At 74.1% G+C, this 25782-nt stretch carries 26 protein-coding genes; 20 read left to right on the top strand and 6 right to left on the bottom strand.

The window, feature by feature from the left end; genetic code table 11:
• Positions 1 to 123: 123 nt before the first annotated feature.
• Entirely contained in the window at positions 124 to 1224 is a 1101-nt protein-coding gene (locus tag G5V58_RS04980) for a calcium:proton antiporter (RefSeq protein WP_165229283.1), read from the bottom strand.
• A 44-nt stretch (positions 1225 to 1268) separates the two neighbouring features.
• Between G5V58_RS04980 and G5V58_RS04985 the strand changes: the two genes are divergently transcribed.
• Complete coding sequence (locus tag G5V58_RS04985) at positions 1269 to 2942, top strand: MDR family MFS transporter (RefSeq protein WP_165229284.1); 1674 nt, start codon at positions 1269 to 1271, stop codon at positions 2940 to 2942.
• Here G5V58_RS04985 and G5V58_RS04990 read toward each other — a convergent pair.
• Both G5V58_RS04990 and G5V58_RS04995 read right to left on the bottom strand, forming a co-directional pair.
• Positions 2939 to 3322, bottom strand: a complete 384-nt coding sequence (locus G5V58_RS04990; protein ID WP_165229286.1) for a RidA family protein — start codon at positions 3320 to 3322, stop codon at positions 2939 to 2941. The two genes, G5V58_RS04985 and G5V58_RS04990, sit on opposite strands and share 4 nt — an antisense overlap.
• On the bottom strand, positions 3319 to 3525 hold the full coding sequence (locus tag G5V58_RS04995; RefSeq protein WP_165229288.1) for a hypothetical protein: 207 nt from the start codon (positions 3523 to 3525) through the stop codon (positions 3319 to 3321). The genes G5V58_RS04990 and G5V58_RS04995 overlap by 4 nt, the downstream gene beginning before the upstream one ends.
• Before the next feature lie 94 nt (positions 3526 to 3619).
• On the opposite strand from G5V58_RS04995, the gene G5V58_RS05000 reads away from it, so the two are divergent.
• From G5V58_RS05000 to G5V58_RS05010, 3 genes are all read left to right on the top strand, one after another.
• The gene (locus G5V58_RS05000) at positions 3620 to 5569 is read left to right on the top strand and encodes a TIGR03960 family B12-binding radical SAM protein (RefSeq protein ID WP_165229290.1); all 1950 of its coding nucleotides are present in this window, start codon (positions 3620 to 3622) and stop codon (positions 5567 to 5569) included.
• Positions 5570 to 5582: 13 nt separating this feature from the next.
• On the top strand, positions 5583 to 6329 hold the full coding sequence (locus G5V58_RS05005; protein WP_165229292.1) for a class I SAM-dependent methyltransferase: 747 nt from the start codon (positions 5583 to 5585) through the stop codon (positions 6327 to 6329).
• Between the two features lie 122 nt (positions 6330 to 6451).
• Positions 6452 to 6769 carry a MazG nucleotide pyrophosphohydrolase domain-containing protein gene (locus G5V58_RS05010; RefSeq protein ID WP_230487099.1) on the top strand — a complete coding sequence of 106 codons (318 nt, stop codon included), beginning with the start codon at positions 6452 to 6454 and terminating at the stop codon, positions 6767 to 6769.
• A 52-nt stretch (positions 6770 to 6821) separates the two neighbouring features.
• On the opposite strand, the gene G5V58_RS05015 is transcribed toward G5V58_RS05010, so the two are convergent.
• From G5V58_RS05015 to G5V58_RS05025, 3 genes are all read right to left on the bottom strand, one after another.
• Complete coding sequence (locus G5V58_RS05015; protein ID WP_165229294.1) at positions 6822 to 7253, bottom strand: hypothetical protein; 432 nt, start codon at positions 7251 to 7253, stop codon at positions 6822 to 6824.
• Positions 7254 to 7269: 16 nt separating this feature from the next.
• Positions 7270 to 8118, bottom strand: coding sequence for a DUF4190 domain-containing protein (locus G5V58_RS05020; protein ID WP_165229296.1), 849 nt, complete (start codon positions 8116 to 8118; stop codon positions 7270 to 7272).
• Between the two features lie 70 nt (positions 8119 to 8188).
• Entirely contained in the window at positions 8189 to 9370 is a 1182-nt protein-coding gene (locus G5V58_RS05025) for an MFS transporter (RefSeq protein ID WP_230487100.1), read from the bottom strand.
• A 33-nt stretch (positions 9371 to 9403) separates the two neighbouring features.
• On the opposite strand from G5V58_RS05025, the gene G5V58_RS05030 reads away from it, so the two are divergent.
• From G5V58_RS05030 to G5V58_RS05105, 16 genes are all read left to right on the top strand, one after another.
• Entirely contained in the window at positions 9404 to 10579 is a 1176-nt protein-coding gene (locus tag G5V58_RS05030) for a winged helix DNA-binding domain-containing protein (protein WP_165229300.1), read from the top strand.
• 10 nt (positions 10580 to 10589) lie between these two features.
• Positions 10590 to 11303 carry a TIGR03936 family radical SAM-associated protein gene (locus G5V58_RS05035; protein ID WP_196240561.1) on the top strand — a complete coding sequence of 238 codons (714 nt, stop codon included), beginning with the start codon at positions 10590 to 10592 and terminating at the stop codon, positions 11301 to 11303.
• A 246-nt stretch (positions 11304 to 11549) separates the two neighbouring features.
• Complete coding sequence (locus tag G5V58_RS05040; protein WP_165229302.1) at positions 11550 to 14633, top strand: Rne/Rng family ribonuclease; 3084 nt, start codon at positions 11550 to 11552, stop codon at positions 14631 to 14633.
• Between the two features lie 148 nt (positions 14634 to 14781).
• Positions 14782 to 15090, top strand: coding sequence for a 50S ribosomal protein L21 (gene rplU / locus G5V58_RS05045; RefSeq protein ID WP_165229304.1), 309 nt, complete (start codon positions 14782 to 14784; stop codon positions 15088 to 15090).
• 30 nt (positions 15091 to 15120) lie between these two features.
• Positions 15121 to 15381: a 50S ribosomal protein L27 gene (gene rpmA, locus G5V58_RS05050; RefSeq protein WP_165229306.1), complete on the top strand. Its 261-nt coding sequence runs from the start codon at positions 15121 to 15123 to the stop codon at positions 15379 to 15381.
• 82 nt (positions 15382 to 15463) lie between these two features.
• Complete coding sequence (gene obgE / locus G5V58_RS05055; protein ID WP_165229308.1) at positions 15464 to 17008, top strand: GTPase ObgE; 1545 nt, start codon at positions 15464 to 15466, stop codon at positions 17006 to 17008.
• Complete coding sequence (gene proB, locus G5V58_RS05060; RefSeq protein WP_230487101.1) at positions 16989 to 18107, top strand: glutamate 5-kinase; 1119 nt, start codon at positions 16989 to 16991, stop codon at positions 18105 to 18107. Before obgE ends, proB begins: the two co-directional genes overlap by 20 nt.
• Complete coding sequence (locus G5V58_RS05065; RefSeq protein ID WP_165229311.1) at positions 18107 to 19069, top strand: endonuclease/exonuclease/phosphatase family protein; 963 nt, start codon at positions 18107 to 18109, stop codon at positions 19067 to 19069. Before proB ends, G5V58_RS05065 begins: the two co-directional genes overlap by 1 nt.
• Complete coding sequence (locus G5V58_RS05070) at positions 19062 to 19673, top strand: nucleotidyltransferase domain-containing protein (RefSeq protein ID WP_165229314.1); 612 nt, start codon at positions 19062 to 19064, stop codon at positions 19671 to 19673. The genes G5V58_RS05065 and G5V58_RS05070 overlap by 8 nt, the downstream gene beginning before the upstream one ends.
• A gap of 52 nt (positions 19674 to 19725) precedes the next feature.
• Complete coding sequence (locus G5V58_RS05075; protein WP_165229317.1) at positions 19726 to 20916, top strand: cysteine desulfurase family protein; 1191 nt, start codon at positions 19726 to 19728, stop codon at positions 20914 to 20916.
• On the top strand, positions 20916 to 22001 hold the full coding sequence (gene mnmA, locus G5V58_RS05080; RefSeq protein WP_165229320.1) for a tRNA 2-thiouridine(34) synthase MnmA: 1086 nt from the start codon (positions 20916 to 20918) through the stop codon (positions 21999 to 22001). Before G5V58_RS05075 ends, mnmA begins: the two co-directional genes overlap by 1 nt.
• Complete coding sequence (locus G5V58_RS05085; RefSeq protein WP_165229323.1) at positions 21998 to 22690, top strand: serine hydrolase; 693 nt, start codon at positions 21998 to 22000, stop codon at positions 22688 to 22690. The genes mnmA and G5V58_RS05085 overlap by 4 nt, the downstream gene beginning before the upstream one ends.
• Positions 22687 to 23685, top strand: coding sequence for a dipeptide epimerase (locus G5V58_RS05090; RefSeq protein WP_165229326.1), 999 nt, complete (start codon positions 22687 to 22689; stop codon positions 23683 to 23685). Before G5V58_RS05085 ends, G5V58_RS05090 begins: the two co-directional genes overlap by 4 nt.
• Entirely contained in the window at positions 23682 to 24206 is a 525-nt protein-coding gene (locus G5V58_RS05095) for a C40 family peptidase (RefSeq protein WP_165229329.1), read from the top strand. The genes G5V58_RS05090 and G5V58_RS05095 overlap by 4 nt, the downstream gene beginning before the upstream one ends.
• A complete protein-coding gene (locus tag G5V58_RS05100; RefSeq protein WP_165229332.1) occupies positions 24203 to 25198 on the top strand; it encodes a methionine synthase in 996 nt (331 codons plus the stop codon). The genes G5V58_RS05095 and G5V58_RS05100 overlap by 4 nt, the downstream gene beginning before the upstream one ends.
• A gap of 35 nt (positions 25199 to 25233) precedes the next feature.
• Positions 25234 to 25773, top strand: a complete 540-nt coding sequence (locus tag G5V58_RS05105) for a type 1 glutamine amidotransferase domain-containing protein (RefSeq protein ID WP_165229335.1) — start codon at positions 25234 to 25236, stop codon at positions 25771 to 25773.
• Positions 25774 to 25782 lie beyond the last annotated feature (9 nt).

The raw sequence follows: 25782 nt of genomic DNA on the forward strand, positions 1-25782 counted from the left end.
CCGCAGGGTCTGCGCCAGGGGCTCGCGGGCGCTGGACCGCGGCGCCCAGCCGAGCCTCCTGGTCGTCCCGGTCACCGCGACCGTCAGCTGCTGCTCGTCCACGGGTACGCCGTACCCGCGCGGCTAGGGCTGCAACGACAAGAACACGAAGGCCGCGAGCAGGACCAGGTGCACGCCGCCGTTGAGCGGCTTGGAGCGCCCGGGCACGACGGTCAAGACCGAGACCACGGCGGTGACGGCGAGCAGCACGATCTGCAGCGGGGCCAGGCCGAGGTCGAGCGGGTCGTCGATGAAGATCGTGGCCACCGCGATGGTCGGGATGGTGAGCCCGATCGAGGCCATGGCCGAGCCGTAGGCCAGGTTGAAGGAGATCTGCACGTCGTCGCGGGCCGCCGCGCGCACGGCCGCGATCGACTCCGGGAGCAGGACGAGCAAGGCGATGACCACGCCGACCGACGCGGCCGGGAAGCCCGCAGCCTCGACGCCGTGCTCGATCGACGGCGACTCGACCTTGGCCAGCCCGACCACCGCGACGAGCGCCACCACCAGCAGCCCGAGCGAGACCAGGGCGTCGCGGGTGGACGGCGGGTCGGCGTGGCCGTCGCCGTCGTCGTCGTGCGGACCCGGGCGGTCGGGCTCGACGGGCAGGAAGAAGTCGCGGTGGCGCACGGTCTGGGTGAAGACGAACAGCCCGTAGAGGGCCAGCGAGGCGACCGCGGCGAAGGCCAGCTGCGCGCCGGTGAACTCCGCGCCGGGCGCGCCGGTGGTGAAGCGGGGCAGCACCAGGGTGAGCGAGGCCAGCGTGATGACGGTGGCCAGCGCCGAGCCGGTCCCCTCGGGGTTGAAGTTCGCCAGGTGGTGGCGCAGGGCCCCGACCAGCAGCGAGATGCCGACGATGCCGTTGGCCGAGATCATCACCGCCGCGAAGACGGTGTCCCGCGCGTACGTCGACGCGCCCCCGGAGATCATCAGGGTGAGGATCAGCGCCACCTCGATGACCGTCACCGCCACCGCCAGGACCAGCGAGCCGAACGGCTCGCCGACCCGGTGCGCGACCACCTCGGCGTGGTGGACGGCGGCCAGGACGGCGCCGATGAGGGGCACGGCGATCAGTGCGGCGACGAGGGGCGCGGGGTACCGGCCCCAGGAGAAGGCGAGCACCACCAACGCCACCAGGGGCACGACGACCGTCCAGGAGTACCGGCCCCGCGTCGCTGTGCTCACGTCTGAACCCTACGGATCCCGACGAACCGCTAAGGTCGTTGCAGATGACAACGAACGACGCCTCGCCCGCGACCGACAGCGGCGAGTACTCCCACGCCCAGATCCTCACCATCCTGACCGGCCTGCTGCTCGGGATGTTCCTCGGCGCGCTCGACCAGACCATCGTGAGCACGTCCATCCGCACCATCGCCGACGACCTGGACGGGTTGTCGGTGCAGGCGTGGGTGACGACGGCGTACCTCATCACCTCGACCATCGCGACGCCGATCTACGGCAAGCTCGGCGACCTGTACGGGCGCAAGAAGCTGTTCATGTTCGCGATCTCGGTCTTCATCGGCGGCTCGGTGCTGTGCACGTTCGCCACGTCGATGTACGAGCTCGCGGCCTTCCGCGCGGTCCAGGGGATCGGGGCCGGCGGGCTGTTCACCCTGGTGCTGGCGATCATCGGCGACATCGTGAGCCCGCGCGAGCGCGCGAAGTACACCGGCTACTTCATGGCCACCTTCGCCACCTCGAGCGTGCTCGGGCCGGTGGTCGGCGGCTTCTTCGCCGGGCAGTCCTCGCTGCTCGGCGTCACCGGCTGGCGCTGGGTCTTCCTGGTCAACGTGCCGGTCGGCGTGGCCGCCCTGGTCGTCGTCTACCGCACGCTGCAGCTGCCGCACCGGCGCCGCGAGGCCCGCATCGACTGGTGGGGTGCGGTCGCGCTGGTCGTCGCGCTGGTCCCGCTGCTCACCGTGGCCGAGCAGGGCCGCGACTGGGGCTGGGGCTCCGGGCGCTCGCTCACGGCGTACGTCGTGGGTGGGCTGGGGCTGCTGGCCTTCTTCTGCGCCGAGCGCGCCATGGGCGACGCCGCGCTGATCCCCCTGCGGCTGTTCCGGATCCGGGCCGCCTCGGTCACCATCTTCGCCAGCATCGCGATCGGCGCGGCGATGTTCGGCGGGATCCTGATCCTGCCGCTCTACATGCAGATCGTGCACGGCGCGTCGCCGACCAAGGCGGGGCTGCTGATGCTGCCGATGGTCATCGGCATGATGTCGGGCGCGCTGCTCTCGGGCCGGATCATCGCCGCGACCGGCAAGACCCGGGTCTTCCCGCGCGTCGGCTCCGCGCTGCTCGTGGTCGGGCTGCTGCTGCTCTCGACGACGTCGGCCGACACCTCGCTGGTCGTGATCGACCTGTTCATGCTCGTCCTCGGCCTGGGCCTGGGCAACTGCATGCAGCCGCTGCTGCTGATCATGCAGAGCGCCGTGCCGCCCAGCGAGATCGGCGTGGCCACCAGTTCCGCGACGTTCTTCCGCCAGATCGGCGGCACGCTCGGGGTCGCGGTGTTCCTCTCGATCCTGTTCAGCACCGTGGGCGGGCACATCGCCTCGGCCTTCCGCGACGCCTCCCGCACCGCCGAGTTCCAGGCGGTCGTGGCCAACCCGACGCCGGCCGACGCCGCCGTGCTGCAGAACATGGGCGGCTCGGCCGACCAGGTCCAGGGCGACTCGTCGTTCATCGACACGCTCTCGCCGGCGCTGGCGCACCCGTTCAAGCAGGGCTTCGCGGAGTCCATGGACACGGTGTTCCTGCTCGGTGCCGGGGTCGGGCTGATCGCGTTCCTGCTGCTCCTGCTGATGCCCAAGGTCGAGCTGCGGGCCACCTCCGCGGCGGCCGCGGCCCGGGCCTCCGCCGGCGGTGCGGCCACCACCGCACCGGCCGCACCTCGCGACTAGGGGAGCCAGGCCACGGCCTCGACCTCGACCAGCAGGTCCGGCCGGAACAACCCCGCTACCTGCACCAGCGAGCTGGTCGGCGGCCGGGAGGTGTCGACGAACTCGTCGCGCACCGCGCGCACGGTGGCGACCTCCTCCACGGAGGTCACGTAGTAGGTCAGCTTGACCACGTCGGACCACCCCGCCCCCTGGGCGGCGAGCGCGCGTCCGACGTTCTCGAAGGCGAGCCGGGTCTGCGCCTGCATCCCCTCGGGTGCCTCGCCGTCCGTGGTCACCCCCACCTGGCCGGAGGTCCACACCAGCCGGCCGGCCGGGATGCCGACCACGTGGGAGTAGCCGAACGGGGTGGGCAGGCCGTCGGGGGAGGCGAACTCGGTCATGACCAGACCCTAGGACGCCCCCAGGACGTCCAGGCCTCGCCGCCGAAGTCCCACCGCGAGACGGGCGCGACCTCGAGGCGCCCGTCGACCACGCGGAGCACCGCGCGGTGCTCGACGTCGTCGCCGGACTCCAGTGCGTCGACCTCGTCGCGCGGCTCGGAGACCCGCGCCGCGACGGGCCGACCCGGGACCGGCTCGACCACGCCGCGCGGCGGCGTACCGGTGAAGCGCGCCAGCCGCCACAGGGCCTGCTTCGCCGCGGTCAGCCGCCCATCCTCGCGCGGGCACGTACGCTTGATGGTCGTGTCCGCCCCCGCGTCGCTCTTCCCCCGCCTCGAGCCGCTGCTGCCCACGGTCTCGAAGCCGATCCAGTACGTCGGCGGCGAGCTGAACTCGACCGTCAAGGACTGGTCGAGCACCGAGGTGCGGTGGGCGCTCATGTACCCCGACGCCTACGAGGTCGGGCTGCCCAACCAGGGCGTGCAGATCCTCTACGAGGTGCTCAACGAGCGCGACTGGATCGTGGCCGAGCGCACCTACGCCGTGTGGCCGGACATGGAGCAGGTGATGCGGGAGCACGGCATCCCGCAGTTCACCGTCGACGGGCACCGCCCGGTGCGCGCCTTCGACGTGCTCGGGCTGTCGTTCTCGACCGAGCTCGGCTACACCAACATGCTCACCGCGCTGGACCTGGCCGGGATCCCGCTGCACGCCGCGGACCGCACCGACGAGGACCCGGTCGTGCTGGCCGGCGGCCACGCGGCGTTCAACCCCGAGCCGATCGCGGACTTCATCGACGCCGCGGTGCTCGGCGACGGCGAGGAGGTCGTGCTGGCGATCTCCGAGGTGATCCGCGAGTTCCGCGCCGAGGGCTCGCCGGGCGGGCGCGACGAGCTGCTGCGGCGCCTGGCGGTCTCGGGCGGCGTGTACGTGCCGCGCTTCTACGACGTGTCCTACCTGCCCACGGGCGAGATCGCCGCAGTGGTGCCGAACCGGCCCGGCGTACCGGCCCGGGTGCGCAAGCACACGCTCATGGACCTCGACGCGTGGCCCTACCCCGCCAAGCCGCTGGTCCCGCTGGCCGAGACGGTGCACGAGCGGTTCTCGGTCGAGATCTTCCGCGGCTGCACGCGCGGCTGCCGGTTCTGCCAGGCCGGCATGATCACCCGGCCGGTGCGCGAGCGGTCGATCCAGACCATCGGCGACATGGTCGAGAACGGCATCCGGAAGTCCGGCTTCGAGGAGGTCGGGTTGCTCTCGCTCTCCTCGGCCGACCACACCGAGATCGGCGAGGTGGCCAAGGGGCTGGCCGACCGCTACGAAGGCCAGAACGTCTCGCTCTCGCTGCCTTCCACCCGCGTGGACGCCTTCAACATCACCCTGGCCAACGAGTTCTCCCGCAACGGGCGCCGCTCGGGCCTGACCTTCGCCCCCGAGGGCGGCTCGGAGCGGATGCGCCGGGTGATCAACAAGATGGTCACCGAGGAGGACCTGATCCGGACCGTCGCCACGGCGTACGGCAACGGCTGGCGGCAGGTGAAGCTCTACTTCATGTGCGGTCTCCCCACCGAGACCGACGAGGACGTGCTGGCCATCGCCTCGCTGGCCCAGCGGGTGATCGCCAAGGGCCGCGAGGTCTCCGGACGCAACGACATCCGCTGCACCGTCTCCATCGGCGGCTTCGTGCCCAAGCCGCACACGCCGTTCCAGTGGGCGGCCCAGCTCGACCCCTCGACCACCGATGATCGTCTGGCCAAGCTCCGCGAGCTGGTCCGCGCCGACAAGAAGTACGGCCGGGCCATCGGCTTCCGCTACCACGACGGCGAGCCGGGCTCCATCGAGGGACTGCTGTCGCGCGGCGACCGCCGGGTCGGCGCGGTCATCGAGCAGGTGTGGCGCGACGGCGGCCGCTTCGACGGCTGGTCGGAGCACTTCTCCTACGCGCGGTGGACCGCTGCCGCTGCGGCCGTCCTGCCCGCACTCGGCGTCTCGCTCGAGTGGTTCACCACCCGCGAGCGCGGCTACGACGAGGTCCTGCCCTGGGACCACCTCGACTCCGGCCTCGACAAGGACTGGCTCTGGGCCGACTGGGAGGACGCCCTCGCGGTCGCCGACGGCAGCGCCGACGTCGAGGTCGAGGACTGCCGCTGGACGCCGTGCTACGACTGCGGCGTGTGCCCCGAGCTCGGCACCGAGACCCAGATCGGGCCCACCGGCCGCCAGCTGCTGCCGCTCAGCGTGGTCTGACCGGTCCGCGCCCGTGGCCTTCTACGCGGACGCGGCGCTCTACGACCGGCTCTTCCCCGGCGGCGACGAGGCCGTCGCCCACTACCGAGCCGCGGCCGACCGCGCCGGAGGCTCCGTCCTCGAGCTCGGCAGCGGCACCGGCCGCAAGCTGCTGCCCCTCGCCGCCGACGACCACCCGTGCACCGGCCTGGAGCTCGCGCCGGCCATGCTCGAGCGGGCCCGCCACGCCGCCGCCGACCGGGGCCTCACCGTGGACTGGGTGGCCGGCGACATGCGCGCCTTCGACCTCGCCCGCACCTTCGACCTGGTCTTCAGCTCCGGCAACTCGCTGCTCCACCTGCTCGAGACCGCCGACCTGCTGAGCTGCCTGCGCGCCGTGCGCCGCCACCTCGCCCCCGGAGGCCGCTTCGTCTTCGACGTCTTCAACCCCCACCCCCGTCTGCTCGCCGCGGCCGACGGCGCCCGGCGTACCCGTGCGGACCTGGGCTTCGACGACCCCGACCGCGGACCCGTGACCGTCGACGTCGCCGAGACCTACGACGCCGCCGCCCAGGTGACCCGCGGGACCTGGTCGTTCTCCAGCGCCGACGAGCGCGACTTCCTGGTCGTGCCGCTCGCGCTGCGCAGCGTGTTCCCCCAGGAGCTGCCCCTGCTCCTCGCCGCCGCCGGCCTGCGCCTGGTCGAGCGCCTAGGCGACTGGTCCGGCACGCCGTTCACCGGCGCCGCCGCGCTGCAGCTCTGCGTCTGTGAGGCGGACTGAAGTGGCGGCGCCCTCGGTTCGTCGCTGACCCGCGACGACGCGACGCTGATGATGGTCCTCACCCTCAGGCGCCCGGCCGCCGGCCACGGCGACGGCGCGACTCGTGCTGGCACGATGCCGGGATGGACTTCTCCGAGCTGAGCGAGATGGCCCGCGCCGTGCGAGCGGCGTACGCCGCGCAGGAGGCCGAGCGCTACGGCCGCCCGTGGTCGCGTGAGGAGATCATGCTCGGCTTCCTCGGTGACGTCGGCGATCTGGCCAAGCTGGTGCAGGGCAAGGAGGGCGTCCGGCCGCGCGCCGACCTGGACGACGCCCTGGCGCACGAGCTGGCCGACTGCCTGTGGTGCGTGATGACGCTCGCCGACGCCTACGGCGTCGACCTCGAGCGGGCGTTCGTGGCCACGATGGCCGAGCTGGGGCGGGCGATCGACGACGAGTAGGCCGGGTCCGGGCCGCTGCTGAGGTGTCTGCGCTCGGCCAGGTCACCGAGCGTCAGCGAGGACGCACGTGTCCGTTCAAGCGCTTGCCGTCCGCCGCGAACCCGAAGCACGCCATCGCGTCACCGGCGGACGGTCGGGCGTGGTCCGCGACACCCGCCACGAGCAGGCGTTCGGAGTCGACGGCGACGTCGGCCTGGCCGTCGAGGGCGTCGAGGCAGACCTCGTCGGGGACGACAGGGCGGTAGGCGGCGGCCTGCTTCTCGGACAGGTCGACGATGACCAGGACCTCGGCGTCGTGGGGGTCGTCGCAGTCGGCGCGCTCGAGGTCGGCGAGGGCGGGCTGCTCGCCGCGCAGGAAGGCCCGGGCGTCGACGCAGTCGCCGCGGTCGAGGTCGGCGACCGAGCCGAGGGCGGAGTGCTGGCGGACGACGACCACGACGGCGACGGCCACGGCGGCCAGGGCCACCGCGACCGCCGTCAGCACGGCGCGCCGCAAGGGCTCAGCTGCCCAGCGTGCCGGTGAGCTGCGAGCCGTCGGCGTTGTAGGCCACGCACGCGGCCTGGTCGCCGGCTGCGGGGTCCGACACGGTGAGCGAGGTGTAGATGACCGACTCGGTGATCAGGTCGGTCTTGCCGGCGGCGTCGATGGCGGGCCCGCAGATCTCGCTGATGGGCGTCGAGGTGTAGTTCTGCGCCTGGTCCGCGGTCAGGTCGACCACCGCGATGACCTCGCCGTCGTGCTTGTCCGAGCAGTCCACGGTCTTGATGTCGGTGACGCTCTTGGCGTTCTCGTCCGACAGCCCGTCGGCGGTGATGCAGTCGCCCTGGTCGAGGTCGTTGACGTCGGTGAGGCTGTTGACGTAGCTCACCCCGGCCACCAGCAGGATGATCGGCAGCGCCAGCGTCACCAGGCTGACGACGATGGCGGAGATCGCCAGGCCCTTGCCGTGGTTCTGGCCACCGCGGCTGCGCACGAGCACCACGATGGCCAGCGGGATCGCGACCAGCGCGCCGATGAACACGCAGCCGAAGAACGAGATGATCAGCGCCGCGATCGCCATGCCCTTGCCGGGCTGCTGCTCCTGCGGGGCGCCGTACTGCGGGAACGGCGGCTGACCGTACGCCGGCGCCTGCGGCTGCCCGTAGGCCGGCGGCTGCGGCTGGCCGTATGCCGGCGGGGGAGGCGGCGGCGCGCTGCTGTAGTCGGGCGTCGAGGGCGCGGCCGGGGCCGAGGGCGGCTCGGTGGGCCCGGTGCCGTAGGGGTTCGGCGGCGGGGGCGGCGGGGTGGAGTCCGAGCCCGGCGTGCCGTAGGGGTTCTGCGGGTCGGCCGGGTCTTGCGGTGTGCTCATCGTTCTCCCTGGGGGATCCGCCGTGGTCGGTGCGCGAGAGCAGCGTTCCACATGGGCGCCCCGCGGTGGGTCAGGAGGCGCGGAGCTGGTCCTCGATGTGGGCCGGCCTGCCGACGTACATCCCCACGACGAACAGCGGCACCGACAGCACCAGCAGCACCACGAGCGGGACGTCCCAGCCGCCGCTGGCCTCGTGGAGGACGCCGATGCCGAACGGTCCGGCCACGGCCAGGAGGTAGCCGGTCGACTGCGTCCAGCCGGACAGCGCGGCGGTGGCGCCGGCGGTGCGGGTGCGCAGCCCGATGTAGGTCAGCGCGATCGGGAACGTGGTGAGCGCGGCGCCCAGCACGACGGCCCACAGGACGGCCAGCGAGTGCGGGGCGACGAGCAGGCCCACGTAGGCGACCGGGTAGCAGGCGATGACCAGCACCAGCACCCACCGCTGGTCGCCCGGGCGCGCCACCAGCTGCGGGAGGAACAGCGAGAGCGGGATCGACATCCCCGCCACGATCCCGACCAGCGCGCCGGCCGCGCCGGCCCCGAAGTCCGCGTCGCGCCACAGCGTGGCGAACCAGCCGAAGACGGCGTAGGCCATCAGCGACTGGATCCCGAAGAACAGCGTCATGGCCCAGCCGAGGCGGGTCCGGGCGATGTCGCCGTAGCCCACGTCGCGCTTGGGCGCCTCCATCGTCGTGTCGTGGCGGACCAGCCCGAACCACGGCAGCGCCGCGACGGCGGCGAGGACCGCCCACACGGCCAGGCCGTAGCGCCAGCTGCCGAACGCGTGTGAGACCGGCACCGTGAGCAGGAAGGCCGCGGTCAGCCCGACCGCCAGCATCGTGGTGTAGAGCGCGGTCACCTGCCCGATCCGGTCGGGGAAGTGCAGTCGGACCAGCGAGGGGATCAGCACGTTGGCCATGGCCATCCCCGCGGTCGCCACCAGCGACAGCACGAGGAACGCCGCCTCGTCGTGCACCACGGAGCGCGCGGCGAGCCCGGCGACCACGGCCAGCAGGGCCAGCAGGGTCACGCGGTGCGGCCCGAGGCGTCGGGCGACCACCGGGGCCAGGGCGCCGAAGACCGCGAAGGAGAGCACCGGCAGCGAGGTGAGCACACCCGCGGAGGCCGGGCCCATGCCCAGACCGGCGCGGATCTCGTCGAGGACCGGGCCGACGCTGACCGCCGCCGGTCGCAGGTTGACGGAGAGGAGCACGATGCCGACCAGGACCAGGACAGTGGTGCGGCGGCTCACTGTCCCCAGCCTACGAGGGGGAGACTGGCGACCGTGCGGCACATCCCCGACGACGAGCGCCGGTGGCGGCTGGCCCGGCGGCACGCGGTCGCGCCGGCGTACCGCGTGGACGGTCCGGAGGCCGCCACCCGAGCGGTGACGGTGCTCCACGCCACCGAGCCGGCGACGGTCTACCTCAGCGTGCTGGCCCGCGTCGACGGCGTGACGGTGGCCGACGTGGACCGCGCGCTGTACGCCGAGCGCACCCTGGTCAAGCAGCTGGCCATGCGCCGCACGCTGTTCGTGTTCCCGCGCGACCTGCTGCCCGCGGCGTGGGGGAGCGCGTCGGTCCGGGTGGCCGAGGCCGAGCGCAACCGGATGGCCAAGGACGTCGAGAAGGCCGGGGTGGCCGACGACGGCCACGCCTGGCTCGACCGCTCGCGGGCGGCGATCCTGGCCGAGCTGGCCGGCCGCCCCGAGGGGATGACCGCGATCGAGATCCGCGACGGGCTGCCCGAGGTGGCGGTGAAGTTCGCGGTCACCAACGGCTCGGTCTGGAACCACTCCCGCGTCCTGACCCACCTCGGCCTGACCCGCGACCTGGTGCGCGGGGCCAACACCCAGCACTGGCGGCTGTCCCGACCGCGCTGGACGCGCACGGAGGACTGGCTGGGGGAGGTGCCCGAGCCGCTCGGCGCCGAGGAGGGGTACGCCGAGCTCGTGCGCCGCTGGCTGCGCTCCTTCGGTCCAGGCACCGAGACGGACCTGGTCTGGTGGCTCGGCGCGACCAAGGGCGCCGTGCGCGCGGCGCTGGCCGACGTCGAGGCGGTGGAGGTGTCGCTGGACGGCGGCGCGACCGGCTACGTGCTGCCCGACGACGTCGAGCCCGAGGAGCCGGTCGAGCCGTGGGCGGCGCTGCTGCCGGTGCTCGACCCGACGGTCATGGGCTGGAAGCAGCGCGACTTCTACCTCGGCCCGCACGGCCCCCAGCTCTTCGACCGCAACGGCAACGCCGGGACCACGGCCTGGTGGGACGGCCGGGTCGTCGGCTGCTGGGTCCAGGACGACGCCGGCGTGGTCGAGGTCCGGCTGCTGCAGGAGTTGCCGCGCGCGGCCGCCGCCGCCTTCCGGGTCGAGGCCCAGCGGCTGACCGACTGGCTGGACGGCGTCCGCGTCGGCACCGTCTACCCTTCAGCGGCGATGAAGACGGTCGAGTGGGTGCACCCCTGATGGCGCGCCGATGACGCGGGAGCAGCCGAAGCAGGCGCCGCCGCCCGTGCAGCGCCTGCGGGTGCGCTACGCCAAGCGCGGCCGGCTGCGCTTCACCAGCCACCGCGACTTCAGCCGCGCCTTCGAGCGCGCGGTGTTCCGGGCCCGGCTGCCGATGGCGTACTCCTCCGGCTTCAACCCCCACCCCCGCATCTCCTACGCCGGCGCGTCGCCGACGGGCGCGGCCAGCGAGGCGGAGTACCTCGAGCTCGCCCTGGCCGAGCTGGTCGACCCCGCCGCGGTCCACGCCGCCCTGGACGAGGCCCTGCCCGACGGCCTGGACGTGGTCGAGGTCGTCGAGTCACCCGGCGGCGCCCTTGCCGACCTGCTCCAGGCCAGCCGCTGGCGGGTCGCCGTCCCCGTCCCACCCACCGCCGTGGAGACCGCCGCCGACCTGTTCCTGGCCGCGCCGGAGGTGCTCGTGCAGCGGATGACCAAGAAGGGGCTGCGCGACTTCGACGCCCGCGCCGCGGTGCTGGCCCTGACCGTGGTCCCGGACGGCGAGGGCGCGGCCCTGGACCTGGTGCTGCGCCACCTGGAGCCCGCCGTGCGTCCCGACGACGTGCTCTCCGGGCTGTCCGTCGTGGGCGGGTTGGTGCTGGACGGCGTACCGCTCCTGACGCGGCTGGCGCAGGGGTCCTACGACGAGGCGACCGGCGGCATCGGCGACCCGCTGAGGCCGTGAAAATCACTTGACCTCGACCGGCTGTGCGATACTCGCCACAGGTCGACCCGTTCGACCCGACGACTCCGCCTTGTGCGGGGCTCGCCGACGCCAGACCGCGACGCGGCCGGCGGGTCGGTGACAGCGACCAGGCCAGGCAGACACCAGCGACCGCGGCAGGAGCCGGCACGGCCCCGGTGTGACACCACGTGGGTGTCGTCGCCATGAAGGCTTGATGCTGCGCCCGGGCGTGCCCGGGACGCGGCGATGACCACCTGGGTGCAGCGCACCCGGGTCGAGGAGCAGCACATGCCCGACGACGAGCTCACCACCACCCCGGACGCCACCCCGGAGGGCACCCCGGACGCCGGCGGCGACACGCCGGCACCGGCCAAGAAGGCGGCGCGCAAGGCCCCCGCGAAGAAGGCCGCGGCCAAGAAGGCGGTGGCCGAGAAGACCACGGCCAAGAAGACGGCCGCGAAGAAGACCACCACCAAGAAGGCGGCCAAGGCCGCCGAGCCGGCCCCCGCTGACGAGCCCGTCGACGAGGCCGCGGCCGCGCCGGCGCTCGCCGAGGCCGCGGCGCCCGAGGCGGCCCCCGAGGCGGCGGGGACGGCGGTGCTGTTCCAGGTCCCGGAGCCGGTGGTCACCACCCGCAAGCGCTCGGCCCGCAAGACCACGAAGAAGGCCGCCGAGGTGCCGGCCCAGCCGGTCGCCGAGCCGGTCGCCGAGGAGCCGGTCGCCGAGGCGCCCGTCGCCGAGGAGCCGGCGGCCGAGGCCGGGCCCAAGAAGAAGACCACGCGCAAGAGCAGCAGGAAGAAGGCCGAGCCCGAGCCGGTCGCGGACGAGCCCGAGGACGAGGACGAGACGGCCGAGCTGCCGGCGCCTGGGACCGAGCAGGCCGACGAGCAGGCCGACGGGTCCGACGAGTCCGACGAGGCCAGCGACGACCAGGGCGACGACCAGGGCGACGAGCAGGGCGACGAGCAGGGCGAGGGCGGCGGCTCCGGCCGCCGGCGCCGCCGTCGCGGCGGCCGTCGCCGGCGCAAGTCGGGCGGCGGGGACGCCGAGGGCTCCGACGAGGGCGAGCAGGCCGAGACCGACGGCGAGGCGGACGGCGAGTCCGGCGAGGCCGAGAGCGACAGCAGCGACGCGGGTGAGTCCGGCGAGGGCGGCACGTCGCGCCGTCGACGCCGGCGCCGGCGCTCGGGCGACGACGGTGGTGGCAGCTCCGACGACCCGGAGAACACCGTCACCCGCGTGCGCCGCGGCCGCTCGGCCGAGGACCAGATCACCGCGGTGTCCGGCTCGACCCGCCTGGAGGCCAAGAAGCAGCGCCGCCGCGAGGGCCGCGAGGCGGGCCGCCGGCGCGCGCCGATCGTCAGCGAGGCCGAGTTCCTGGCCCGCCGCGAGTCGGTCGACCGGGTCATGGTCATCCGCCAGCGCGACGACCTCACCCAGATCGGGGTGCTGGAGGACAAGGTCCTCGTCGAGCACTACGTCGCCCGCGAGTCGCAGACGTCGCTGATCGGCAACGTCTACCTCGGCCGGGTCCAGAACGTGCTGCCGTCGATGGAGGCGGCGTTCGTCGACATCGGACGCGGCCGCAACGCGGTGCTCTACGCCGGCGAGGTCAACTGGTCCGCGCTCGGGCACAAGGACGGCCAGCCCCGCAAGATCGAGTCCGTGCTGTCCTCGGGCCAGTCGGTCCTGGTCCAGGTGACCAAGGACCCGATCGGCCACAAGGGCGCCCGCCTGACCAGCCAGATCAGCCTGGCCGGCCGGTTCCTGGTCTACGTGCCGGACGGCACCACCTCCGGCATCTCCCGCAAGCTGCCCGACACCGAGCGCAACCGGCTCAAGACCCTGCTGCGCGAGATCGTCCCCGAGACCGCCGGCGTGATCGTGCGCACCGCGGCCGAGGGTGCCAGCGAGGACGAGCTCACCCAGGACGTCGAGCGGCTCAAGGCGCGCTGGGAGGACATCGAGAAGAAGACCAAGGGCAGCGCCCCGCAGCTGCTGTACGGCGAGCCGGACCTCACGCTCAAGGTGGTCCGCGACCTGTTCACCGAGGACTTCGTCAAGCTGGTGATCCAGGGCGACGACGCCTGGGACACCGTGCAGCAGTACGTCCAGCACATGGCTCCCGACCTCGAGGAGCGGCTGGAGAAGTACGACGTCGCCGACCACGACGGCAAGGACGTGTTCGCGGCGTACCGCCTCGACGAGCAGATCGCCAAGGGCCTGGACCGCAAGGTCTGGCTGCCCTCGGGCGGCTCGCTCATCATCGACCGCACCGAGGCGATGACGGTCGTCGACGTCAACACCGGCAAGTTCACCGGCTCCGGCGGCAACCTCGAGGAGACGGTCACCAAGAACAACCTCGAGGCCGCCGAGGAGATCGTGCGCCAGCTCCGGCTGCGCGACATCGGCGGCATCATCGTCGTGGACTTCATCGACATGGTGCTGGAGTCCAACCGCGACCTGGTGCTGCGCCGGCTGGTGGAGTGCCTGGGCCGCGACCGGACCCGCCACCAGGTCGCCGAGGTCACCTCGCTCGGCCTGGTGCAGATGACCCGCAAGCGGATCGGCACCGGCCTGCTCGAGGCGTTCAGCGAGACCTGTGAGCACTGCCAGGGCCGCGGGCTGGTCCTGCACGACCACCCGGTCGAGCAGAAGCGCTCCGACGACGAGGGCGGCCGCGGTGGCGGCGCGCGCGGCAGCAGCAGCGGCGGCGGCGGTCGGCGCAGCCGCGGTGGTCGGGCGCGCGGCGAGGGCGGCGGCACCAACGGCGGGAACGGCAACGGCAACGGGAACGGCGCGAAGGCCATGCCCTCGCCCAAGGACATCGCCGCCATGGCCCGCCCGCCGGCCGATGAGCACGAGGACCACGACGAGCCCGACGAGGACCTCACCGACACCGAGGTGGTCGACGAGCACGAGGCCTCCGAGGAGCTCGAGGACCTCGAGCCGGTGCGCGAGCCCGAGCCGGAGACCGTGGCCGAGGAGCCCGAGCCGGAGCCGGAGCCCGAGCCGACGCCCGAGCCGGAGCCCGCGCCGCAGCAGACCACCGTGGTGACCCGGACCCGCCGGCGCAGCGCGAGCCGCCCGGCCGGCCCGCCGCAGCACCACGCGGAGCCGGATCCGGCCGGCGTACCGGCCCTGCACCAGGCCACGGCCGGCATCGGTGCCGAGCGCGACGGCTCGGTCGGCGCGCCCGCGCTGGACGGGATGGTCGAGCCCGGCACCGCCGCGGCCGAGGGCGACGCCGTCTCGGCCGAGTCCGCCGAGCCCGCCGAGCCCGCCGTCGAGCACGTCCCGATCAAGCGCAAGGGCTCCCGGAAGCGCTGACGAGAGCGGATCCGCGCGCTTTTGCCCTGAGCGCCGCGGATCCGTACCATGGAACGTCGGTGCGCGCCCAGGCGGCGCGCCCTCTTCCTGCGGCGCGCGTCAGCGTCGCGCCCAGACCCAGATTCCACGAACCAACGAGGAGACCGCGGTGTACGCGATCGTGCGCGCAGGCGCCAAGCAGCAGAAGGTGGCCGTCGGCGACGTCATCGAGATCGACCAGGTCTCGACCGGCGTGGGCGAGAACGTCACCCTGCCCGTGGTCCTCGTCGTCGACGGCGACTCGGTGACCTCCGAGGCGGCCCAGCTCGACAAGGCGTCGGTCACCGCTGAGGTCCTCGGCGCCACCAAGGGCCCGAAGATCATCATCCAGAAGTACAAGAACAAGACCGGCTACAAGAAGCGCCAGGGCCACCGCCAGAAGTACACCCAGGTCAAGATCACCGACATCTCGGCCTGAGGCCGCAGCTCTTCCCGAGGAGACACAGACATGGCACACAAGAAGGGCGCGGCGTCCACCAAGAACGGCCGCGACTCGAACTCCCAGCGGCTCGGCGTCAAGCGGTACGGCGGCCAGCTGGTCAACGCCGGCGAGATCATCGTGCGCCAGCGCGGCACCCACTTCCACCCGGGTGCGGGCGTCGGCCGCGGTGGCGACGACACGCTGTTCGCCCTGGAGGCGGGCGCGGTGCAGTTCGGCACCCGTCGCGGCCGCCGGGTCGTGAACATCGTCCCGGGTGACGACGCCTGAGTCGTCCCCACCAGACACGACGAGAGGCGTCCCGATCGGGGCGCCTCTCGTGATTTCAGCCCCCGACAGGAGCACCTGACCCATGGCCGTCCCGACCTTCGTCGACCGCGTGACGCTGCACGTCAGCGCCGGGCGCGGCGGCAACGGCGTGGCGTCGGTGCACCGCGAGAAGTTCAAGCCGCTCGGCGGCCCGGACGGCGGGAACGGCGGCCCCGGTGGCTCGGTGATCCTGCGCGTGGACCCCGACGTGACCACGCTCGTCGACTACCACCACAGCCCCAAGCGCAAGGCCGGCGTGGGCGGCCACGGCGCCGGTGGGCACCGCAACGGCTCCCACGGCGGCGACCTGGTCCTGCCGGTGCCCGACGGCACCGTGGTCACCGACCGCCGCGGCGAGGTGCTGGCCGACCTGGTCGGTCCCGGCACCGAGCTGGTCGTGGCCCAAGGCGGGCGCGGCGGGCTCGGCAACGCCGCGCTGGCCAGCAGCAAGCGCAAGGCCCCCGGCTTCGCGCTGCTCGGCGAGCCCGGCGACGAGCTCGAGGTCGTGCTCGAGCTCAAGGTGGTGGCCGACGTCGGGCTGGTGGGCTTCCCCAGCGCCGGCAAGTCCAGCCTCATCGCCGCGATCTCGCGGGCGCGGCCCAAGGTCGCCGACTACCCCTTCACCACGCTGGTGCCCAACCTCGGCGTGGTGACCGCGGGCGAGACGACCTACACCGTCGCCGACGTGCCCGGCCTCATCGAGGGCGCGAGCGAGGGCCGCGGGCTCGGCCACGAGTTCCTGCGCCACGTCGAGCGCTGCGCCGCCCTGGTCCACGTGGTCGACACCGCGTCGATGGAGCCGGGCCGCAACCCGGTCGACGACCTCGTGGTGATCGAGAGCGAGCTGAGCCGCTACGGCGGGCTCGAGGACCGGCCGCGGCTGGTGGCGCTCAACAAGGTCGACGTCCCGGACGGGCGCGACCTGGCCGAGATCGTCCTGGCGGACCTGCGCGAGCAGGGGCACCGGGTGTTCCTGGTCAGCGCGGCCTCGGGGGAGGGGCTGCGCGAGCTGACCTTCGCGATGGCCGAGATCGTCCGGGCCGCGCGCGCCGAGCGCGAGGTGGTCGAGGCGACCCGGATCGTGCTGCGGCCCGCGGGCTCCGACGGCAGCGACCACTTCACGGTGACCGCCACCGACGCCGGCTGGCACGTGCGCGGCACCAAGCCCGAGCGCTGGGTGCGCCAGACCGACTTCAGCAACGACGAGGCGGTCGGCTTCCTGGCCGACCGGCTCAACCGGCTCGGGGTCGAGGCCAAGCTGCTCAAGCTGGGCGCGGAGGCGGGCGACACGGTGATGATCGGTGACCCCGACGACGCCGTGGTCTTCGACTTCCGCCCCGAGCTGGACGCCGGCGCCGAGATCCTGTCGCGCCGTGGCGAGGACCAGCGCTTCGACGAGAAGCGTCCGGCCGCCCAGCGTCGCCGCGAGATCCAGGAGGCCATGTCCGAGCGCTCCGAGGGCGAGGAGCGCGCCGACGTGGCCCGCCGCCTCGACGAGGAGCGCCGCGGACGGCGCACCCCGGCGGGTCCCACGTCGTACGAGATCGGGTCCGAGCAGGATCCAGACCGTGTCGACGACGAGGACTGAGGTCACCGACGCCCGGCGCGTCGTGGTCAAGGTCGGCTCGTCCTCACTGACCAGCGCCGGTGGGGGCATCGACCCCGGCCGGGTGCGCCACCTGGTCGAGGCGCTGGCCGCCACCCGCGCCCGCGGGGTGGAGGTCGTGCTGGTCTCCTCCGGGGCCATCGCCGCCGGGCTGGTCCCGCTCGGGCTGGTGCGCCGGCCGCGCGGTCTGCCGGCACAGCAGGCCGCCGCGTCGGTCGGGCAGGGGCTGCTGGTGCACCGCTACACCGAGGAGCTCGCGCGCTACGGCGTGGTCGCGGGCCAGGTCCTGCTCACCGTGGACGACGTGACCCGGCGCTCGCACTACCGCAACGCCTACCAGACCTTCGCCAAGCTGCTCGAGCTCGGCGTGCTGCCGATCGTCAACGAGAACGACACCGTGGCCACCACCGAGATCCGCTTCGGCGACAACGACCGGCTGGCCGCCCTGGTCGCGCACCTGGTCCACGCCGACCTGCTGGTGCTGCTCTCCGACGTCGACGGGCTGTACGACGGGCCGCCGGCCTCGCCCGGCGCGAGCCTGGTCCCCGAGGTCCGGTCCTGGGACGACCTCGGTGGCGTGAAGGTCGGCAAGGCCGGCCCCGCGGGCGTCGGCACCGGCGGCATGCAGACCAAGCTCGACGCGGCCCGGATCGCCACCGGCGCCGGCATCCCGGTCGTGCTCACCGCGGCCGAACGGGTCGGCGACGCGCTGGCCGGCGACGCGGTCGGCACGCTCTTCCACGCCACCGGCAGGCGGCAGCCCACCCGGCTGCTGTGGCTGGCCCACGCCACCGAGCCCCTCGGCACGCTCGTGCTCGACCCCGGGGCGGTCGCCGCGGTCACCCAGCGGCGCGCCTCGCTGCTCGCGGCCGGCGTCACCGGTGTCGTCGGCACCTTCCACGCCGGCGACCCCGTCGCCATCGCCGGGCCGGACGGCGTACCGGTGGCGCGCGGGCTGGTGAACTTCGACTCCGAGGAGCTGCCCGCGCTCCTCGGCCGCTCCTCGGGCGACCTCAAGCGCGAGCTGGGCGCGGCGTACGAACGCGAGGTCGTGCACCGCGACGACCTGGTGCTGCTCTGATGCAGGCCGTGTTCTGGCTCGTGGTCCTCACGCTGGCCACGCCGGCGCTGCTCATCACCGGCTCGCGCGTGACCGACACCGACGTCGGGACGCTCATCCGCATCGAGGCGTTCACGCCGATCGGGCTCCCGCTGTACGCCGCGCTGCTGGTCCTGCTCGCGGCCGGCGCCGCTCGACGCCGCCGCGAGGGCTGGCGACCGCGTGCGGTCGGCGCCGTGCTCGCGCTGGTCGGGCTCGGCCTGCACGCCTGGTGGTTCTCGCCCCAGGTGCTCGGCGACAACCCCGCGCCCGCGCCGGGGGCGGCACACCTGGTCGTGATGAACGCGAACCTCTACGAGGGCCGCGGCGACCCGGCCGACGTGATCGGCGCGGTGCGCGACCACCACGTCGACGTCCTGGTCCTGGAGGAGATCACCCCGGTCGCGCTGGAGAAGCTCGACGACCTCGGGCTGGCCGAGCTCCTGCCGAACCGGATCGGCGACCCCGACCCCGACGTGGCCGGGACCATGGTCTTCTCCGACCAGCCGCTCGGCGAGCCCGCGCTGCTCAACACCCAGTTCCGCTCCTACCGCGTCCAGGTCGGGTCCCTCACCCTGCTCGCCGTCCACCCCGTCGCGCCCGTCGACCCGCCCGCCTGGCGCCGCGACCACGACGTCATCCGCGACGAGGCCGTCGCCGCGCACGCCGATCTCGTCGTCGGCGACATGAACGCCACCCCCGACCACGACGTGATGCGCGAGCTCGACGACGCCGGCTTCCGCGACGCCGGCGAGCTGGCCAACGTCGGTTGGCAGCCCACCTGGCCGGCCAACCACGTCTCGATCTTCCCGCTGCTGCCGCCGCTGGTCCGCATCGACCACGTGCTCGTCGCCGACACCCTCGCCTCCCTCGGCACCGAGACCGTCGACATCGAGGGCTCGGACCACAACGGGCTCGTGGCCACGGTCGCAGCGCGTGGATGAAGCCGAGATCCGCCGGTGGTACGGCCCGTGGGACGTCCCCCGCCCGGAGGACGCGCCGGCCCTGATGGCCGGCTTCGCCGGCCCGTGGTGGGTCGCCGGCGGATGGGCGGTCGAGGCCTTCACCGGCGTGCGCCGTCGGCACAAGGACCTGGACCTCGCGGCGTTGCGCCGCGACGCCGACGCGCTGCGGACCGCGCTGGCCGACCGCTTCCAGTGCTGGTCGGTCTTCGACGGTGCACTGCGCCCGTTCACCGACGAGCTGCCGCTGCACCCCGAGGCCGACCAGCTGTGGGTGCGCCCGGGCGCGGACGCGCCGTGGGCCTTCGAGGTGCTGCTGAACCCCGACGCCGACGGCCGGTGGGTCAACCGCCGGCTGCCGCGGCACACCGCGGTCCTGGACGAGGTCACCTGGGTGCGCGAGGACGGGCTGCGCTTCCTGGCGCCGGAGGTGGCGCTGCTCTTCAAGGCCAAGCACCTGCGCCCCGAGGACGACGCGGACCTCGAGGCCGCGCTGCCGCTGCTCGACGACGCGCGGCGGACCTGGCTGCGCGAGGCGGTGGCCGAGCTGCACCCGGACCACCGCTGGCTCGGGCGGCTGCGCTGACGCGGGCATCGACGTCCGACCTCCGGGCCGGGCGCCGTACGCTGGGCAGGTCATGACTGCTCCGGAGCGCACGGTCTACCTCGACCACGCCGCCACCACGCCGATGGTGCCGGCCGCGGTGGAGGCCATGACGGCCCACCTGCTCGAGGTCGGCAACCCCAGCTCGCTGCACGCCTCCGGCCGGCACGCCCGCCGGATCGTCGAGGAGTCGCGCGAGACCATCGCCCAGGCGGTCGGCTGCCGACCCGGCGAGGTCGTGTTCACCTCCGGCGGCACCGAGGCCGACAACCTCGCGGTCAAGGGCATCCACTGGTCGCGGATGGACGCCCTCGGCGGCACCCCGCGGCTGCTCGCCTCGGCCGTCGAGCACCACGCGGTCCTCGACGCCACCGACTGGCTCCGCGACGCCGACGAGGCCGACGTCCGGCTGATCCGCGTCGACGCGACCGGCAGTGTCGACCTCGACCACCTGCGCGAGCTCGTGTCCGAGCGTCCGGTCTCGCTGATCTCGGTGATGTGGGCCAACAACGAGGTCGGCACCGTCCAGCCGATCGAGGAGATCGTCGCGATCGCCGCCGAGCACGGCATCCCGGTGCACACCGACGCCGTGCAGGCCGTCGGCGCGGTGCCCGTGGACTTCGCGGCCAGCGGGGTCGACGCGATGACGATCACCGGGCACAAGCTCGGCGGTCCGTACGGCGTCGGTGCGCTCGTCGTGCGCCGCGAGCTCGAGCTCACCCCGCTGGTGCACGGCGGCGGTCAGGAGCGCGACATCCGCAGCGGCACCCTGGACACCCCGGCCATCGCCGGCTTCGCGGCCGCGGTCGAGCTGGCCGTCAAGGAGCAGGCCGACCGGGCGACCCGCATCGGCGCGCTGCGCGACGACCTGGTCCGCCGGGTGCGCGAGGTGGTGCCCGACGCGCACGTGCACGGCGGCGCACTGGACCCCCTCGGCGTGCACCGGCTGCCCGGCAACGCCCACCTCGGCTTCCCCGACTGCGAGGGCGACTCGCTGCTCATGCTGCTCGACGCCCACGGCATCGAGACCTCGACCGGCTCGGCCTGCTCGGCCGGCGTACCGCAGCCCTCGCACGTCCTGCTGGCCATGGGCTGCGACCCGGTCCAGGCGCGGCACTCCCTGCGGTTCTCCCTCGGCCACACCTCCACGGCGGCCGACGTCGACGCGGTGGTCGAGGCCATCGGGCCCGCGGTCGAACGCGCCCGGGCGGCGAGGGCCCGCTGATGAAGGTCCTCGCTGCCATGTCCGGCGGCGTGGACTCCGCCGTCGCCGCGGCGCGCGCCGCCGAGGCCGGCCACGACGTCACCGGCATCCACCTCGCCCTGTCGCGCAACCCCGCGTCGTACCGGTCCGGCGCACGTGGCTGCTGCACCATCGAGGACGCCAACGACGCGCGCCGCGCGGCCGACGTCATCGGCATCCCCTTCTACGTCTGGGACCTGTCGGAGGAGTTCCACGAGGACGTGGTCGAGGACTTCCTGGCCGAGTACGCCGCCGGCCGGACGCCCAACCCGTGCCTGCGGTGCAACGAGAAGATCAAGTTCGCCGCGGTCCTCGACCGGGCGCTGGCCCTCGGCTTCGACGCCGTCGCGACCGGGCACTACGCCCGGCTCCGGCAGGGCACGGACGGGCAGGTCGAGATGCACCGCGCCGTCGACGACGGCAAGGACCAGTCCTACGTGCTCGGGGTCCTCGACCAGGAGCAGCTGCGGCACTCGCTGTTCCCGCTGGGCGGCTCGACCAAGGCCGACGTGCGGCGCGAGGCGGCCGAGCGCGGGCTGCTGGTCGCGGACAAGCCCGACAGCCACGACATCTGCTTCGTCGCCGACGGCGACACCTCCGGCTGGCTGCGCGAGAAGCTCGGCGAGCGCGCGCCCAACACCGAGGGCGCGATCCTCGACGAGGACGGCACCGAGCTCGGCCGGCACGAGGGCACGTTCGGCTACACCATCGGCCAGCGCAAGGGCCTGCGGCTGGGCCGGCCGGCCCCGGACGGCAAGCCGCGCTTCGTGCTCGACATCGAGCCGGTCTCCGGCACGGTCACCGTCGGTCCGCGCGAGCACCTGGCCGTGCACGGCCTCACCGGCATCCGCCCACGCTGGTGCGGTACGCCGCCCGCCCGCCTGCGCGGCACCGTCCAGCTGCGCGCGCACGGCGCCGAGCACCCGGCGGTCGTCACCGTCGACGGCGACGGCGTGGAGGTCGAGCTCCTCGAGCCGGCGTACGGCATCGCGCCGGGGCAGGCCGCGGTGGTGTACGACGGCACCCGCGTCGTCGGCTCGGCCACCATCGCCGCCACCCGACGGTGAGCGTCCACGTCTGGCTGGGCGGCCTCGACGGCGCGACGTGGTGGGCCCAGGACGCCGACGAGCCGGTGCTGGCCGCGTCGCTGATGAAGGTGCCGGTGGCCATGGCCGCCGAGGCGCTCGACCTGGACCGCTCGGTGCCGGTGCACACCGACTTCGACTCCGTGGTGGTGGGGGAGACCTTCGCGCTCGACGAGGCGGGCGACCAGGACCCGGACACGTGGGACGACGTCGGGGGCGACCAGGAGCTGCGCGAGCTCGTGCGGCGCGCCATCGTCCACTCGGGCAACCTGGCCACCGACCTGGTCATGGAGCAGACCGGTGTCGCCGCCGTCACCGCGCTGATGCCGCAGGTGCTGCGGATGATCGGCGACCAGCCGGCCACCGACCGCGGCATCGTCAACGCCGCCAGCGCCCGGCAGTGGGGCGAGCTGCTGGGCCGGGTCGCGGCGGTGCACGACGAGGTCGAGGACGTGATGCGCGGTCAGACCTACCGCGAGGGCATCCCGGCCGGGCTCCCCGAGGGCACGCCGGTGGCCAACAAGACCGGCTGGATCGAGGGCCACCGCCACGACATGGGCATCGTCCGCCCGCCCGACGCGACGCCGTTCGCGCTGGTGGTGCTGACCCGCGACGAGCCCGAGGGCACCATCGCCCTCGCCGCCCGCGAGGCCTGGACCCGCCGCCGGTGACCGCCGTCGAGCGGGTCGAGGTCGAGCGGCTCAGCGCGCCGCTCCACACGCCGTTCGTCACCGCCCTGCGCCGGGCCACCAGCGTGGAGTCGGTCCTGGTGCGGGTGACCGACAGCGACGGCCGGGTGGGGTACGGCGAGGCGCCGGCCAACGGCCCCGTCCTCGGCACCACCCTCGAGGGCAACACCGCCGTCCTGGAGGGCCCGCTGCGCGACGCGGTCCTGGGCCGCGCGGTCGATCCGCGAGCCCTGTGGCCGCGGCTGGACCGGGCCGTGCTCGGCCACGGGGCCGCGAAGAGCGCGCTCGACTGCGCACTGCACGGCCTGGGCGGCGCGCCGGCCGTGGACCTGCCCACCGTGGTGACGCTGCCCGTGGGCGAGCCGGACGACGTCGCCGCCGCGGCCGCGGCGCGCGTGGCGGAGGGGTTCACCGACCTCAAGCTCAAGGTCGGCACCGACCCCGCGCTGGACCGCGCGCGGGTCCGGGCCGCCCGCGCCGCCGCGCCCGGGGCCGCGTTGCGCATCGACGCCAACCAGGGCTGGGACGCGCACACCGCGCTCGCGGTCCTCGACGACCTGGCCGACCAGGGCCTCGAGCTGGTCGAGCAGCCCGTCCCCGCTCGTGACCTGCTCGGCCTGGCCCACGTGCGGCGGCACGCCCCGGTCCCGGTGCTGGCCGACGAGTCGGTCTTCGGGCTCGAGGACCTGGTCGCGGTGATCCGCCTCGGTGCGGCCGACCTGGTCAACCTCAAGCTGGCCAAGGCGGGCGGCCTCACACCCGCCCGCGAGCTGGCCCGGGTGGCCCGGCAGCACGGCCTCGGCGTCACCGTCGGCTGCATGCTCGAGGGCCCGGTCGGCGTGGCCGCGGCGGCCCGGCTGGCGGCCGAGGTCGGCTGCGACGTGGTGCCCGACCTCGACGGCGCGTGGTGGCTGCGCGACCCCGGGCCGGTGGCCTACCCCGCCGGTCGGGTGCGGGTCGGCAGGATGGACCCATGAGGGCGATCCGCGAGACCCCGGTCCACCGCGATCCGGACGAGCGCTCGGAGCGGGTCACCACGCTCGCGGTGGGCGAGGAGGCGGTCGTGGTCGCCACCGGTGCCCACTGGACGCGCGTCGTCGTGCCGGACCAGCCGAGCTCGCTGGACCCGGCCGGCTACCCGGGCTGGGTGCCGACCGCGGCGCTCGGCGCGACCCCGCTCGACGTGGCGCGCGGCCGGCTCGGCGCGGCGTACGTCTGGGGCGGCCTCGACTGCTCCGGACTCGTGCACCTGGCCTTCCGGGCCTGTGGCGTGCGGGTCCCGCGCGACGCCGCGGACCAGGCCGCGGCCGCCGCGCCGGTCAGCGAGCCGGAGCCGGGCGACCTGTTCTTCTTCGGTCGTCGCGGCGAGCCGGTGAGCCACGTCGGGTTCGTCACCGAGGTCGGGCTGCTGCACGCGACCGAGGGTCGCGGCGTGGTCGAGGAGCCGGTCCCGGCCGAGCGCCGCGAGACCCTGCTGGGCGCGGGGCGGCTCGGATGACGCTCGCCACCGGCGTCGGCTCCCACCCTGGGGACGACCAGCGCGCGTACGACGAGGCCGTCCGACTCGTGCTCGGCGAGCTGCCGGAGCTGGCCTACCTGCCCGAGGTGCCCGGTCGAGGCGCCACCGCGTCCATGACCGGCCGGGCCATGGCTGTGGTGGCCGCGCTCGGCGCGGACCTCCAGCCGGCGGGCTGGCGGCTCACCGACGGCCCGGGCGTGGACCAGCGCCGCGCCCGGAGCCTGCTGGCCCAGGACCTGGACGGGCTGGAGGAGCAGGCCCAGGGCTACGCCGGCGTGTTCAAGGTCCAGGTCGCCGGGCCGTGGACGCTGGCCGCCACCGTCGAGCGGCCGCGCGGCGACAAGGTGCTCGCCGACCACGGCGCCCGCCGCGACCTGGCCCAGGCCCTGGCCGAGGGGCTGGGCGACCACGTGGCCGACGTGCGCCGCCGGCTGCCGGGCGTCGAGCGGCTCGTGGTGCAGGTCGACGAGCCGGCCCTGGCCGCCGTCCTGGCCGGCCGGGTGCCCACCGCCTCCGGCTTCTCCCGGCACCGCACCGTGCACGCCCCCGAGGCGTCACAGGCCCTCGAGTGGGTGCTCCGGGCCGTGGCCGAGGCGGGCGCCGAGCCGTGGGTGCACTCGTGCGCGGGCGAGACGCCGCTCGACCTGCTCCGAGGCGCCGGCGCCCGCGGGCTGAGCGTCGACCACGCCCACCTGTCCGCGCGCGACCACGACGAGGTGGCCACCGCCCTCGAGGCGGGGGAGACGGTGGCGCTCGGTGTCGTGCCGTCCACCGACCCGGCCGACGTGCCTACGGACGCCCAGGTCACCGAGGCCTTGCTGCGCTGGCTGGAGATGGTCGGTCTGGACCCCGAGGAGGTGGGGGAGCGGCTCGTCCTGACGCCGTCGTGCGGGCTGGCCGGGGCCTCGCCGGCGTGGGCCCAGCGCTCGCTCGCGCTGCTGCACGAGGCGGCCACTCACCTTTCCGGGTGAGCGTCCGGCAGTGAGGCCACGGTTACCGCCGGGACATGGCTGACCTGAGCGGCAAGAACGTCGCGATCATCGCAGTGACCTTCGTCGAGGACGCCGAGCTGACCACCCCGCGCGACGCGCTGACCGAGGCCGGCGCGACGGTGAAGATCTACTCGCCCGACGGCTCCTCCATCCAGACCGTGGAGGGCGACACCGACCCGAAGCAGGAGATCCAGGCCGACGGCAGCTTCGGCGACATCGACGTCGACACCATCGACGCCCTCGTCGTGCCCGGCGGCACGGTGAACGCCGACAAGCTGCGCGTCGACGAGGACGCCCAGGAGCTGGTGCGTCAGGTGACCGAGGCCGACAAGCCGCTGGCCGTCATCTGCCACGCGCCGTGGCTGCTGGTCTCGGCCGGGCTGGTCGAGGGCAAGCGGCTGACGAGCTTCGAGTCGGTGGCCCTCGACGTCAAGAACGCCGGCGGGACCTGGGTCGACGAGGAGGTCGTCGTCGACGGCAACCTCATCACCAGCCGCAACCCCGACGACCTCGACGCCTTCGTCGGCGCCATCGAGGACGCGCTCACCAGCTGAGGCCCAACC

Origin of the sequence: Nocardioides anomalus, assembly GCF_011046535.1 — a bacterium.
In the GTDB taxonomy this organism is placed as follows: Bacteria; Actinomycetota; Actinomycetes; order Propionibacteriales; family Nocardioidaceae; genus Nocardioides; species Nocardioides anomalus.